Origin of the sequence: Acetobacter conturbans (genome assembly GCF_011516755.1) — a bacterium.
GTDB lineage: Bacteria > Pseudomonadota > Alphaproteobacteria > Acetobacterales > Acetobacteraceae > Acetobacter > Acetobacter conturbans.
On record NZ_WOSY01000008.1, the window covers coordinates 140437 to 154326 of the forward strand.

The 13890-nt window shown below is 60.2% G+C and carries 11 protein-coding genes and 1 tRNA gene; 7 read left to right on the forward strand and 5 right to left on the reverse strand.

Features of this window, described 5'->3' with window-relative positions; translation table 11 throughout:
• Positions 1–3: 3 nt before the first annotated feature.
• The 6 genes from GOB81_RS10065 to GOB81_RS10090 all read left to right on the forward strand — a co-directional run bounded on the left by GOB81_RS10065 (position 4) and on the right by GOB81_RS10090 (position 8141).
• On the forward strand, positions 4–1539 hold the full coding sequence (locus tag GOB81_RS10065) for an ABC transporter ATP-binding protein (RefSeq protein WP_173570342.1): 1536 nt from the start codon (positions 4–6) through the stop codon (positions 1537–1539).
• Positions 1536–2600, forward strand: a complete 1065-nt coding sequence (locus GOB81_RS10070; protein WP_173570279.1) for an ABC transporter permease — start codon at positions 1536–1538, stop codon at positions 2598–2600. The genes GOB81_RS10065 and GOB81_RS10070 overlap by 4 nt, the downstream gene beginning before the upstream one ends.
• Positions 2597–3535 (forward strand): ABC transporter permease, encoded by a 939-nt coding sequence (locus tag GOB81_RS10075; protein WP_173570280.1) that lies wholly within the window; start codon positions 2597–2599, stop codon positions 3533–3535. The genes GOB81_RS10070 and GOB81_RS10075 overlap by 4 nt, the downstream gene beginning before the upstream one ends.
• Before the next feature lie 170 nt (positions 3536–3705).
• Positions 3706–4707 carry a Gfo/Idh/MocA family protein gene (locus GOB81_RS10080; protein WP_173570281.1) on the forward strand — a complete coding sequence of 334 codons (1002 nt, stop codon included), beginning with the start codon at positions 3706–3708 and terminating at the stop codon, positions 4705–4707.
• A 339-nt stretch (positions 4708–5046) separates the two neighbouring features.
• Positions 5047–6924, forward strand: coding sequence for a ribonucleoside-diphosphate reductase subunit alpha (locus tag GOB81_RS10085; RefSeq protein ID WP_408736920.1), 1878 nt, complete (start codon positions 5047–5049; stop codon positions 6922–6924).
• A 221-nt stretch (positions 6925–7145) separates the two neighbouring features.
• A complete protein-coding gene (locus GOB81_RS10090) occupies positions 7146–8141 on the forward strand; it encodes a ribonucleotide-diphosphate reductase subunit beta (RefSeq protein WP_173570282.1) in 996 nt (331 codons plus the stop codon).
• 468 nt (positions 8142–8609) lie between these two features.
• Here GOB81_RS10090 and GOB81_RS10095 read toward each other — a convergent pair whose 3' ends face one another.
• From GOB81_RS10095 to GOB81_RS10115, 5 genes are all read right to left on the reverse strand, one after another.
• Positions 8610–9047, reverse strand: coding sequence for an RcnB family protein (locus tag GOB81_RS10095; protein ID WP_173570283.1), 438 nt, complete (start codon positions 9045–9047; stop codon positions 8610–8612).
• Between the two features lie 306 nt (positions 9048–9353).
• Positions 9354–9428 (reverse strand) — tRNA-Thr (locus GOB81_RS10100).
• 36 nt (positions 9429–9464) lie between these two features.
• A complete protein-coding gene (locus tag GOB81_RS10105; protein WP_173570284.1) occupies positions 9465–10592 on the reverse strand; it encodes an anhydro-N-acetylmuramic acid kinase in 1128 nt (375 codons plus the stop codon).
• 35 nt (positions 10593–10627) lie between these two features.
• Entirely contained in the window at positions 10628–11443 is an 816-nt protein-coding gene (locus GOB81_RS10110; protein WP_173570285.1) for an ABC transporter ATP-binding protein, read from the reverse strand.
• Positions 11440–12225, reverse strand: coding sequence for an MlaE family ABC transporter permease (locus GOB81_RS10115; RefSeq protein ID WP_173570286.1), 786 nt, complete (start codon positions 12223–12225; stop codon positions 11440–11442). The genes GOB81_RS10110 and GOB81_RS10115 overlap by 4 nt, the downstream gene beginning before the upstream one ends.
• Before the next feature lie 274 nt (positions 12226–12499).
• Between GOB81_RS10115 and GOB81_RS10120 the strand changes: the two genes are divergently transcribed.
• Positions 12500–13813 (forward strand): UDP-glucose dehydrogenase family protein, encoded by a 1314-nt coding sequence (locus tag GOB81_RS10120; protein WP_173570344.1) that lies wholly within the window; start codon positions 12500–12502, stop codon positions 13811–13813.
• The last annotated feature ends 77 nt before the right edge of the window (positions 13814–13890 follow it).

Genomic DNA, 13890 nt, shown 5'->3' on the forward strand with positions numbered 1-13890 from the left:
ACCCTGCCGGGCGGTACCCCGCCCGTCCTGCAACTGCAGGGTGTCTCCAAATATTTCCCCGGCGTGATTGCCAATGAGGATGTGACGCTTGACGTGCGGCCGGGCGAGATTCTCGGCCTGCTTGGGGAGAATGGAGCCGGGAAATCGACTCTGATGAACATCGTGACCGGCATCTATCAGGCGGATGCAGGTGAGATCATCCTCGATGGGTATGGCGCGGAGTTCGCCTCGCCACAGGATGCGATTCGGGCTGGAATCGGAATGGTGCATCAGCATTTCAAGCTGGTCCCGGCCTTCACCGTGGCGGAAAACATCCATCTCGGCTGGAGCGAGACGCCGAAATGGACGTCGAAGGCTGTGCTGGAAGCCCGCACGCGCGCTTTGTCCGAACGTTTCGGCTTCCCGGTCGATCCGTCCGCCCGTGTGGAATCCCTCTCCGCTGGCGAGCAGCAGCGGGTGGAAATTCTTCGCGTCCTGTCCCGCGAAGCGCGACTGTTGATTCTCGACGAGCCGACGGCCGTTCTGACGCCACAGGAAACGCGGGAGCTTTTCGCGGCCTTGCGGGCCTTCCGGGCCACAGGAAACGCGGTAATCATCATCAGTCACAAGCTGGACGAGGTGATGGACATCACCGATCGCGTGACGGTGCTGCGCGCCGGACGCAATGTCGGGACGTGGAACACGGCGGACTGTTCACCGGAAATGCTGGCGGCGACGATGGTCGGGCGCGAGATCTCACGCCAGAATCTGCGGGTCCGGTCCGGGGACGCGGTGGGTGTGAGCGATGTGCCAGTGATGACGCTGCGTGGGGTCGGGGTGCGCAATGAACGAAACGTCCCCACCCTTTCTGACGTGACGCTGGACATCTTCGGTGGTGAGATTCTTGGTATTGCAGGCGTGGCGGGAAACGGTCAGCGCGAGTTGACTGAAGTGCTGACCGGGTTGATCGCTCCGTCTTCGGGTGTGATTCTGCTGGACGGTGCCTCCGCTCCGGATAACGCAGCCGCTTTTGCCGCCGCCGGGGTCGGTCATATCCCGCAGGACCGGTTGAACAGCGCCCTCGCACCGTCACTGGGCATCACGGACAATATGGCGCTGCGTGAATATGGTCAGCCACCCATCGGAGGCGGGGCGCTTTATCATGGCGGTGCGGCACGGAGCCTCGCAGAGGAGATTGCCACGACGGCGGATGTCAGAATTCCCGATTTCGCCATGCCGGTCCGCAATCTCTCGGGCGGCAACCAGCAGCGCCTTGTCGCCCGGCGTGAAATACGGATCGCAGACCGTGTGCTGGTAGCGGCCTATCCGAGCCGGGGTCTCGATATCGGCGCCATTGCCGCCATGCACGGTTATTTCGCTGCCTTGCGGGACAAGGGTGTCGCCGTCGTCATCGTCTCGGAGGATCTGGGAGAGCTGTTAAGCCTGTCCGACCGGCTTGGCGTGCTGTGCGGCGGACGTCTGATGGCGGTGCTCGACGCTGCGGAAGCGGACATCGAGCGGGTCGGGCTCCTCATGGCAGGACGTGGAGGCGCATCATGAGCCGGTTCCAGCGTTTCCCTACGGCTTCGCCGCGCCGTATTCTGGCGTGCCGGGCCGCAGCGCTCTTTGTGGCCATCGCCATCGTAGGGCTGGTTCTCGCCGCCTGCGGACGGAATGTGGGCGAGCTGGGGCGGCTGGTGCTGATCTCCACGATTGGCTCACGCTTCGGGCTGGAGGATCTCGCGCTCTTCATGAGTCCGCTGCTGCTCACCGGAAGCGCCGTGACGGTGACCCGACGCATGGGGCTGTGGAACATCGGCGGGGAAGGGCAGTTCTATCTCGGGGCGGTCGGGGCGGCTGGAATCGGACTGTTCGTTCATGGTCCGGCGATTCTCATCCTTCCGCTGATGGCTCTGGCGGCGATGCTGTGCGGCATGGCGTGGATCGCGCTCCCCGCCCTGGCGCGTGCTTTCGCCGGGGTGAACGAGATCATCACCACCCTGCTCCTCAATTTCGTGGCGAGCCTTCTGGTCTACTGGCTGGCGACAGGCCCGTGGCGTGACCGCGTGACGGGCGCTCTCGCTTCGAGTGGCCGACTGCCGGTGAGCATCCCCGATATGTGGGGCGTCGTGCATTGGGGATTCCCGCTCGGTTTGCTGATCGTTGTCGGTCTGGCCGCCGTTATGTCCTCGACGCGGTGGGGTTATGAAGTGCGAATCAGTGGCGCCAGTGCGGGTGTCGCCCGGTATGCGGGGATGCCGGTGAAGCTGCGCATTATCTCGGCCATGCTCCTCTCCGGCGCGCTGGCGGCTCTGGCCGGCATGTTCGAAGTGGCTGGCACTGTGCATCGGTTGCAGGGCGGCATGGCGGATAATTTCGGCTATCTGGGAATCGTCGTGGCCGTTCTGGCACGAGGATCGTGCCTTGCCGTGATTCCCGCCGCGCTCCTGATGGCGCTGATCCTCGATGTGGGCATCGTCCTCCAGACGCAGCAGGTCGCGGCGACCGCTGTGCTGGCCATTACGGGGCTGGTTCTGCTTCTCGTCGCGATCGCCGATGAGTGCGCGCATTATCGACCGGTCACACCCGCCATCGTCCGGCCCGCAAGGAGCGCCTCATGATTGGAATGCTCACAGCGCTTCTCTCCACCGCCGTTCTCAGTGGCGGCGTGCTGGCCCTTGCTTCCGTGGGAGAAGTCATGGCGGAGCGGGTCGGCGTGACCAATCTGGGAGTGGAAGGACTGGTTGCTCTGGGCGCGGCCACGGCGGTTCTGGTGGCCATCAGCACGGGGAATCCATGGCTGGCCCTGTTGGCGGCGACTGCTGTGGGGGCGCTGGGTGGCATGGTCTTTGCCTGTGCCGCCGTGCTGGTGCAGGCCAGTCAGGTCCTGTGTGGCCTGAGTGTTACGTTTCTGGGCATAGGGCTGTCCGCTGCGATCGGACATTCGGTGGCGGGGGAGCCTGTGCCGGTGGGTCTCGCTCCGGTCACGGTTCCCGTCCTGTCGGCGATTCCGATCATTGGGCCCGCTTTCTTCACTCAGAATCTGCTGATTGTTCCGACTTACCTCCTCATTCCCGCAGCCTGTCACTGGCTGCTCTTTCACACGCGGCACGGTCTAAATATGCGTGCTGTTGGTGAAAATCCGGCTGCGGCTGATGCCGCTGGTATCCCGGTGCGGGCGATTCGTTTCTGGTATGTCACGCTGGGTGCAGCGCTGGCGGGTGCGGCGGGGGCGTATCTCAGTCTTGCCGTCATCCCAAGCTGGTCGGAAGGCATGGTTGCCGGTCGGGGATGGATTGCGGTCGCCCTGGTGATTTTTGCAGGGTTCCGCCCCTTCAACGCCGCTGCTGGCGGCCTGTTGTTCGGGCTGATCAGCGCCATTGGGTTTCTGGGGCAGGCACGGGGCTGGCCCATCGCCGCTCCGGTTCTCAACATGCTGCCTTATATCGGGACACTTGCATTCATCATGTTTCCTGTGGTGTTCCGTCGCGTGGGCCGTCGGGGTGGCGAGGCGCCGGCTGCACTGGGCGAACCTTATTATCGCTCGGTGCGGTGACGACCAAAGGCGCTATCTCACGCGGTTTCCGTTGAGGCTGAACGGTGTTCCGGCCATGCGGCATTTGGTAATGCTGACCGCTTCCTGTAGCGCACTCAGCTCAGGGAAGGTGTTTGCAATCGCGCGTCCGCGTGCTTGCTTCCATCAGATAACAGTTTCAGGGGCAGGGCATGGTGCAGGGCAACTCTTCCGCAACGCTGCGTGTGGGGCTTGTGGGATGCGGGCATTTCGGGCGTTTCCACGCGTTGAAATCCGCTGCCGCGCCACGTGAGACGCTGGTTGGTCTGTTCGATCCGGACAGGACCAAGGCCGCCGCGCTGGCGAAAGAAGCGCACACGACGGCATTTGACGATCTCGACGCGCTGTTCGCTCAGGTGGACGCCGTGATCATCGCCGCCCCCGCTGAAATGCATTTCCCTCTGGCGGAGCAGGCGCTGCGGGCAGGCAGGCATGTGCTGGTGGAAAAGCCGATGGCCGCGACTCTGGCTGAGGCTGATGAGCTTGTGACGCTGGCCGGGAATGCGGGGAAAATCCTGCAGGTCGGGCATCTGCTACGCTACTCGGCTGAGTATGAGGCCATTACGCAGCGAATCACGCGCCCTCTTTATATTGAGGCGACGCGGATCGCGCCCTTCAAGCCGCGCGGCACGGATGTCTCCGTCATTCTTGACCTGATGATCCATGATCTCGATCTGATTCTGGCCATTGTGGACAGCCCGATCAGGCAGGTCGATGCGATCGGCGCGGCGGTCAGTTCCGAGCATGAAGACATTGCCAACGCGCGCGTGCGATTCGAGAGCGGCTGTGTCGCCACCATCACGGCGAGCCGCATCTCCCTCAAAACGGAACGGAAAATGCGGCTTTTCTCGGAGGAGGGGTATCTCTCAGCCGATTTCGGCAAGAGGGAACTCGTCATGATCGGTCGCGAGAAGGGCATGCCTCTTCCCGGGACGGGTGGTTTTCGCCGGGAGGCTGCCTCTTGGAAGGAGCATGACTCTCTGGAAGCCGAGCATCGTGCCTTCGCGGCATCCTGTCTGGATGGCAGTCCCGTGATGGTCGATGCGCAGGCCGGACGGCGAGCACTGGAGGCGGCGCTGGCCGTTGGGGATGGAATCGCCGAATCGCATCAGCGGATGGAAGCGTCCGGGCTGCTGAAGCATGCGGGTGTGTGAGACCAGCTTGAAAAAGCAGTAATGCCGATTGCCTTGAAGTTTTAATGGCCTTATCGGGAGCTTGCGCTGGACAGAGTGACCGAAGCGGTTGCATATAGAACAAAAAAGGAACAGATTTTCTCGGGGATGGCGAAAAGCTGCACCCCGCAGAAAGCTGCCGAGTTTCCCGCGTCAACCCTTTTTTTATTCTTTCCTACTACATCTTGTGCTGGCGGTGAGGACATTAACTGCATATTGTGTGCCGACGGTCACGATGCGCTGTGCAGGTGGCCTGATTTCTCTGTAATTTTCTGAGTGCACGGAGCAGCCAGGGTGAGCTTGACTATGGATATGTCTGACATGCGCTCTGGCTTTCAATTCAATACCGGCGAGGAAGAGGGGTCTCTCTTCGAATCCGATATGCTTGACGATATCGTGCAGCTTCCCGGTCACCATCCTGTCCGTGTGGATCGTTCCCGTGACGCGCTGCTGACGGATTTCGGTAAGGCGACACTCGATAACCGCTACCTGCTCCCGGATGAGGGTTATCAGGATCTCTTTGCTCGCGTCTCTTCCTATTACGGGGCCGACGCGGCCCATGCGCAGCGTCTTTACGATTACATCTCCCGCCACTGGTTCATGCCGGCCACCCCCGTTCTTTCAAACGGTGGTACGAGTCGCGGCCTGCCCATCTCCTGCTTCCTGAATGAAGCGTCCGACAGCCTCGACGGCATTGTCGGGCTCTGGAACGAGAATGTTTGGCTGGCTTCCAAGGGCGGCGGGATCGGCTCCTATTGGGGTAATCTGCGGTCGATCGGTGAGAATGTCGGGCGCAATGGCAAGACGTCCGGTGTCATCCCATTCATCCGTGTGATGGACAGCCTGACCCTCGCCATTTCGCAAGGATCGCTGCGTCGCGGTTCGGCTGCTGTCTATCTGCCGGTCTGGCACCCAGAGATCGAGGAGTTCATCGAACTCCGTCGTCCCACGGGCGGCGATCCGAACCGCAAGGCGCTCAATCTCCATCACGGAGTTCTCATTCCCGACGCCTTCATGCGGGCTGTCGAGGCGGATGAGGAATGGGCTCTGGTGTCGCCGAAGGATCACTCGGTGATTCGCAAGGTGTCTGCGCGTTCACTCTGGATTCGAATCCTGACTGCCCGCATGGAGCAGGGCGAGCCGTATATCGTGTATTCCGATCACGTGAATAACGCGCGTCCGGAACATCAGAAGCTGGCCGGTCTGGAGGTCAAGACCTCCAACCTGTGTTCGGAAATCACCCTGCCGACGGGCATTGATCATCACGGCAAAGATCGTACGGCGGTCTGCTGCCTGTCCTCGCTCAATCTGGAGACATGGGACGAGTGGCACGATAATCCTCAGTTCATCGAGGATGTCATGCTGTTCCTTGATAATGTGCTGCAGGACTTCATCGACCGCGCTCCGAAGGAAATGCATCGTGCGGCCTATGCCGCCACGCGTGAGCGGTCGGTCGGGCTTGGCGTCATGGGATTCCATTCATTTCTGCAGGCGCGAAACATTCCGTTCGAGAGCGTCATCGCGAAGGTTTGGAACAGGAAGATTTTCAAGCATGTCCGGGAGCAGGCCAATACGGCTTCCCGGAATCTCGCCGATCTGCGCGGCGCATGCCCCGATGCTGCCGAATATGGCGTGCATGAGAGATTCTCGAACAAGCTGGCTATTGCGCCGACTGCGTCGATCTCCATCATCGCGGGAAGTGCTTCACCGGGCATCGAGCCGATCGCCGCGAATGTCTTCCTGCAAAAGACGTTGTCCGGTTCGTTCTCGGTCCGTAACCGCCATCTGAAAAAGCTTCTGGCGACCAAGGGGCAGGACACCGATGACGTATGGTCCTCCATCACCCTGACGAAGGGCAGCGTGCAGCATCTCGATTTTCTCACGCAGGATGAGAAGGATGTTTACAAGACGGCCTTCGAACTCGATCAGCGCTGGATCGTTGAACATGCGGCGGATCGTGCGCCGTTCATCTGTCAGGCGCAGTCGGTTAACCTGTTCCTGCCGGCCAATGTTCACAAGCGCGACCTGCATCAGATCCATTTTCAGGCGTGGAAAAAGGGCGTGAAATCGCTCTATTACTGCCGCTCCCTGTCTATTCAACGTGCAGATACAGTCAGTAACGTGACACAGAAGCACGAAATCGAGATGAAGCCACAGGATGGCGAGACCAATTACGAAGAATGTCTCTCCTGTCAGTGATGACGACTGCAGGATGAGTGATTAATCGGGGCAGGAGCGGACACGCTCTTGCCCCGATTATGTATGTTGTGAACTTGCATTGTTATTATAAGAAAAATCGCAGATTGGGTTGGAAACTTCTTTCCCATGACGCTATCAGTTGCGACAGAACGAAACCGTGAGTCTGCCGCATTGTCGCGGATCGTGATTCGACCGGAAACTCTTCAGGAACAGGTGCTGCCATGTCCACGCAGGAAAAGTTTGATCTCCTGACCGCTAACCCGGTTTACAAGCCTTTCCGCTATCCTTGGGCTTATGATGCGTGGCTCACGCAGCAGCGTGTTCACTGGCTGCCGGAAGAAGTTCCTCTTGCCGATGATGTGAAGGACTGGCACCGCGTTCTCAGCGAGGGTGAGCGTCATCTGGTCACACAGATTTTTCGCTTCTTTACGCAGTCGGACGTGGAAGTGAATAACTGCTACATGATGAAATACAGTCAGGTTTTCAAACCGACTGAAGTTCTCATGATGCTGTCGGCGTTCTCCAATATCGAGACGATCCACATTGCCGCCTATAGCCATCTCCTTGACACCATTGGAATGCCGGAAAGCGAGTATTCCATGTTCCTCAAATACAAGGAGATGAAGGACAAATACGATTACATGCAGACCTTCTCGGTCGACAGTAAGCATGAAATCGCGAAAACACTCGCTGCTTTCGGTGCCTTTACTGAAGGTCTGCAGTTGTTTGCGTCATTTGCCATTCTGCTCAACTTCCCGCGTTTCAACAAACTCAAGGGCATGGGGCAGATTGTAAGCTGGTCTGTGCGTGACGAAACGCTTCACTGCCTGTCCGTAGCCCGTCTGTTCCGCACGTTCATTCATGAGAACCCGGAAATCTGGACGGATCGCCTCAAAAGCGAGATTACGGAAATCTGCGCCACGATCGTTGAGCATGAAGACGCCTTCATCGACCTTGCATTTGAAGCCGGGCCGGTGGAAGGGCTCGATGCAGCGCAGGTGAAATCCTATATCCGCTTCATCGCCGATCGTCGTCTGGGTCAGATCGGGCTTGATCCGATTTACGGCGCTTTGGACAAGAATCCGCTGCCGTGGGTGGATGATATGCTCAATGCCGTGGAACACACGAATTTCTTTGAGAACAGATCGACCGAATACAGCCGTGCTTCGACCGCAGGGTCATGGGAAGACGCTTTCGAGGCAACTGTTTTCGAATAAATCTGTTACTTCGTCACCAGGATACATCTTTAATCTGCTGCGGATGACCCCATGCAAAAGATGTATCAGGTGACGAAAGAGGGGCATGGATTACGGACGGAGATGCGACGATCTCGCTGATACTGGGCTTGCGGCTAACACTCTGCGAGATCCACCTAATGCGCGGAAACTTTCGCGCCGGCTTCTGGCGGCGGCGCATTACGCCTGCGATCAGGGCGAGCATGAAGCGGCCCTGAAGCTGCTTTTTCTCACTGAAGATTTGATGAAGAAGCGTGAGGAGTTTCAGGGGGCGAGTGGGCGCCCCGCCTTCTGGAGCAGCTTGTGCTCACCTATGAGCGGGCCTGGAGGCTGCGAGAGAGCGCTGTCGCAGCCACACCGCTTGATCCGGCCAGTTTTGCAGGACTTCGAAAACGGCTTTGGCAGAGTCCGGACGGGGGCTGATGTCCGTCCGGAGATCCTGTCTCCGCGTTAGCGGGGGCCGCCCATCATTCCCTGTGCGACGACGGCGGAAATAACGCCGCTTGCAATCGCGGTCAGGAGAAACTGGTTTCCTGCCTGCACCCAGCGATAGCCATAAGGGGGAGCATACAGGCCGGGATAAGTCTGCCAGTTGTCGATCCACGGATCACCGCCCCAGTAGCGGTTTCCGGCGCGCCAGCCACCGGGGCCAGGAGCAGGCCGCATCTGGTTCTGGCGCCATTCACCGCCGCCACCCCCTCTGCCGCCGCCTCCGCGACCTCCAAAATTCCCCTGCGGCTGTCCGCCGCGACCTCCGCCATGCTGTTGTCCTCCGCCACCCCCACCGCCGGGGCCGCCTCCCGGACCTGACATGGGCTGGGCCATCGCGCAGACGGGGAGAGCGCTGAGCAGAGAGGCCATCATGAGCGCGATTGATTTGGTTCGCATGAGTGACTCGTTTTCCGATTACGGTGGAGGAACTTATAGGACGACTAGTTGGTGGCTGTAAGAGGGCGGGGGTGTGACAATCTTTTGCTTGATCCGAGCCGTGGTCGTTGCTGATGCCTGAGTGAACGTATGGAGGGCAACCAGGTTCGCGGGGGAAATTGTTGCGCCATGTCTCGGCGGAGAAACGAACCGTCAGGTGATGGCCGCCTGGCACTGCGCGACGGTGAAAACACTTCGCGCCAGCAATGAGATGAGGACGAAGCTATGCGTTGCCCATCCCGGATTTAATGATTTTTATGGAAAGAATGGTGCCGGCGGAGAGATTTGAACTCCCGACCTTCTGATTACAAATCAGCTGCACTACCACTGTGCTACGCCGGCAACGTTGCGCCGTATAAATCGTGTCTACCCAAACGGTCAAGCGTCCAGTCCGCCTGGCCTGATCCATGTCGGGATTGGTGACAGTCCGGCACAGGTCAGCCGCCCCCCCGAGCGAAAATCCGGGGCGCCGGTAATGCCCGGCGCTGAGAGAGGAAGCGCCTTCAAAGCTCGAACGGCGAGAAAGGCAAAGCATTCAGCTTCCAGCGCATCGCCGTTCCATCCAAGATTCTCCACAGTTTCCACGGGCGCTTCCAATGTCAGTCGCAGGCCCTCCATCAGGGCCGGATTATGGCGCCCCCCCCCGCAGACGAACCATGTCGCTGGCTTTTCAGGCAGACGTGTGCAGGCGATGGCCGCCACTGTAAAGGCCGTAAGCGTGGCGGCTCCGTCAGGCGCGGAACATCCGGAAACGGCCTCCAGAGCCTTGATGAATGTCAGGCGGTCGAGTGATTTCGGTGCAGGGCGACTGAAATAGGGGGCGGCCATGAGTTGCTCCAGCACGGCGCGATTCACGACACCCGCTCTGGCCAGAGCACCGTTCAGATCACAGGCCATGCCCGTATGCCGAAAAGCCCAGTCATCGAGCAGAGCATTGCCGGGCCCGGTATCGCAGGCGACGATCTGGCCGTCCTGACCGATAAACGTCACATTGGCGACGCCGCCGATATTCAGCACAGCAACGGGGCGGCGTGCGTCGTGCAGCAGGGCAGCATGATACCAGGGTGCGAGGGGTGCGCCTTCGCCTCCGGCTTCAACGTCAGCGGTGCGAAAGTCGTGGACGACGGGAAGATTTGTCTCATGGGACAGGAGCGCGGCGTCGCCGATCTGCCATGTTCGATGCCGGGCGGGAGCGTGATGGATTGTCTGTCCATGAAAACCGATCAGGTCCACGGCACCGACTTGCTTGCGGAGGGACTGAACCGCTTCGACATGGCGCAGAGTGATGGCCCGCTCGATAGCGCGCAGTTCGGGATCGTCACCTGAGAGGCTGGCCGCCCTGTCGAGCAGGGCCCGGGCTCTTTGTCGGAGGGCAGGCTCGTAGGATAGCGACAGGGAGGGGCCGTGTTCCTGAACCTGCACCCCATCCGTCCGGAGGACAGCGGCATCGACACCATCCAGCGATGTGCCGCTCATCAGGCCGATCACGGTGAGCGGTCGGGCCATGATTCAGTCTCCTTGATCCGTCCGGATTGGGATGGTTACTGCCGCAGTTCCATGGTGATCGGGCCTTCACGGCGTCCGTGTGTGAACTGATCCACCATCGCATTGCCCGAATTCATCAGGGAAGAAGCCGGTCCCTGCCAGACGAGCTTGCCTCGATAAAGCATGGCGGCCTCGTCCCCGATGCGCTGGGCGGAGGCCATGTCATGGGTGATCGCAATGGCCGTCGAACCCATCGTCTTCACGCAATCGACGATCAGCCCGTCAATGACCGCGCCCATGATGGGATCAAGTCCGGTGGTCGGTTCATCGAAAAACAGGATTTCAGGATGGTCCGCGATGGCACGGGCAAGCCCGACACGTTTCTGCATGCCGCCTGAAAGTTCGGACGGGTAGAGATCGCCCACGGACGCATCCAGCCCGACCTGCGCCAGCACCTCGTCGGCGCGGGTCCGTGCTTCCACACGGGAAAGGCGAGGGTGCTTCTCGGAATGTTTGCCCGGTTCGGGGGCGAGCAGCCCGAACGCGACGTTTTCCCAGACGGAAAGACTGTCGAACAGGGCGGCATTCTGGAACAGCATTCCGATTTCGCCGATCCGCTCCTCGCGTTGTCGGCGTGGGGCGCGGAGGACATCCACCCCGTCGATTTCAATGAGCCCCTCGTCCGGCTGGACGAGGCCGAGGATGCACCGCAGCAGGACCGATTTGCCCGATCCCGAGCCGCCGATGATGACAAATGATGTCCCGGCCGGAACATCGAGGTCGATTCCATCAAGCACGACTTTGGAGCCAAAGGCTTTCCTCAGTCCACGGATACGGATTTTCGGCTGGGAAGATGGCGTGGGTTCGGTCATTGCGCGAAGAACAGGTCCGTCAGCAGATAGTCGAATGCAAGAACGAAGATGGATGCGGAGACGACGGCAGCAGTGGTGGCGCTGCCGACGCCTTCCGCGCCGCCCTTGCTGGTATAACCGTAATAGCAGCCCATCAGCGCGGTCAGGAAACCGAAGACAGCGGCCTTGACCAGCCCCACCATGACGTCCTGCGCCTTGAGGGCGTTCATCGTCGCGGCGATGTAGCTTTCCGGGGAGAAGCCGAGTTTCACGGTCGCCACCGTGAAGCCGCCAGCCACACCGAGAATGTCCGCGATCACCACCAGAAGAGGCAGGGCGATCACTCCGGCGGCGAGGCGGGGTGCGACCAGATATTTCATGGGGTGCGTTCTGAGCGTTGTCAGGGCGTCGATCTGGTCGGTCACGCGCATGGTGCCGATCTGGGCCGCCATGGCCGCGCCCACGCGCCCGGCGACCATAAGGGCCGCCATGACGGGCCCGAGTTCACGGGTGACGGCCAGCACCACGATGTTCGCGATGGCGCTCTGAGCGTGGTACTGCGCAAAGCCGGTGTAAGACTGAAGGGCGATCACGCCGCCTGAGAAGAGTGCTGTGAGTGCGACGACCGGCAGAGAAAGAAAGCCGGTATCGAGGAGAGCACTCAGAAAAACGCGCCAGTAGAAGGGCGGCCGCACGATGCACGATACGCCATCGAGAGCGAAAAGCCCGATGGAACCGGCTCCTCGCATTACGCCGAACACCGTTCGCCCGAGCAGGGCGATGAGATCGAGTATGGTGTTCATCCGGCGTGATCGGTCCTTATGTTCGGTTCCGGATCGTTCCAACCCGTCAGGCAGACAGCCGTAACCCGTGCAAAGGACGGCGTCAAAACTTGCCGGGCGGTTTTGAAGACAGATCAGGGAGGTGAGATCTTTTGTATCTATTTGTGCCCTTTGGCGATCCACCCTTGACCACGCGCGGGTGGGCAGGTTCAAGTCGCATCCCTTCGGGAACAGTTCCGATCCTTTGGGGACGGCCCCGGCAAATTTCGGAAGGAGAGGTGCGGTGCGTATTGCAATGATCGGGGGAGGCTATGTCGGCCTCGTTTCGGCAGCGTGTTTCGCGGAATTCGGGATAGAGGTCGCTGTTGTCGAAAACAGCCCTTCCCGGCTGTCCGCTCTCCGAGAAGGGCGCATTCCCATTTACGAACCAGGTCTCGACAAACTGGTCGAGTCCAACATGCAGGCTGGCCGTCTGACCTTCGGGGATGACATTGCAGCTGCTGTGAAAGACGTTGAGGCGGTGTTCATCGCGGTCGGCACGCCCCCGCGTAATGGCGACGGTGCTGCCGACATGCAGTACGTGCACGCTGCCGCGCAGCAAATCGCGCGTGCGCTGACCGGTTACGCCGTGATCGTGACGAAATCCACCGTGCCCGCGGGCACGAGCCGCCGCATTGCGGAGATCATCCGTGCGACGCGCCCGGATGCCGAATTCGACGTTGCCTCCAACCCCGAGTTCCTGCGGGAAGGGAATGCGATCGGTGATTTCATGCGGCCTGACCGCGTGATCATCGGCCTCGACAAAGCTGCTCCGGACGGAGGCGCTCGTGCTGAAGCTGTGATGCGAAAGGTTTATCGTCCGCTGTCGCTGATCGAAGCACCGCTGCTGTTCACGTCTCTCGAAACGTCGGAACTCACCAAATACGCTTCCAATTCGTTCCTCGCGGTGAAGATTTCTTTCATCAACGAGATGGCGAGCCTGTGTGAGAAACTCGGTGCCGATGTGCACGATCTCGCCAAAGGCATGGGGCTTGATGGCCGTATCGGTCGCAAGTTCCTGCACCCGGGTCCGGGCTACGGTGGTTCGTGTTTTCCGAAAGACACGCTCGCCCTGTCACGTATTGGACAGGAAGCTGGCAGCCCGTGCCGTCTTGTTGAGACGACGGTTCAGGTCAACGACGCCCGTAAGATCGGTATGGCTGGCCGTATCATCGCAGCCTGCGACGGGTCGGTGCAGGGCAAGAAAGTTGCCATTCTCGGCCTGACCTTCAAGCCGGAAACGGACGACATGCGCGAGGCACCGTCGATTCCGATTCTGCATCGCCTTGCGGAAGCGGGCGCCAAACTGCAGGCTTTTGATCCCGTTGGCATGGAAGCAGCCAAGCCACTGCTGCCGCCGACGGTATCTTACTGCACGGATGCTCTGGATGCAGCGAAAGACGCCGATGCTCTGGTCGTTCTGACGGAGTGGAATGTCTTCCGCGCCCTTGCTCCCAAGGCTCTCGTTGAGGCCATGAAGGGGAAGGTCATTCTCGATCTTCGTAACATTTTCGATCCTGCGGCCATGCGTGCCGTGGGTCTGGACTATCAGTCAGTGGGTCGCCCCTAATTTTTGGGAAAGACCATTATCGCTTGAGGGAGAAGGCTGCGGTCGTTTCCCTCAGGGGAGATTGGTCTCTCACCGCA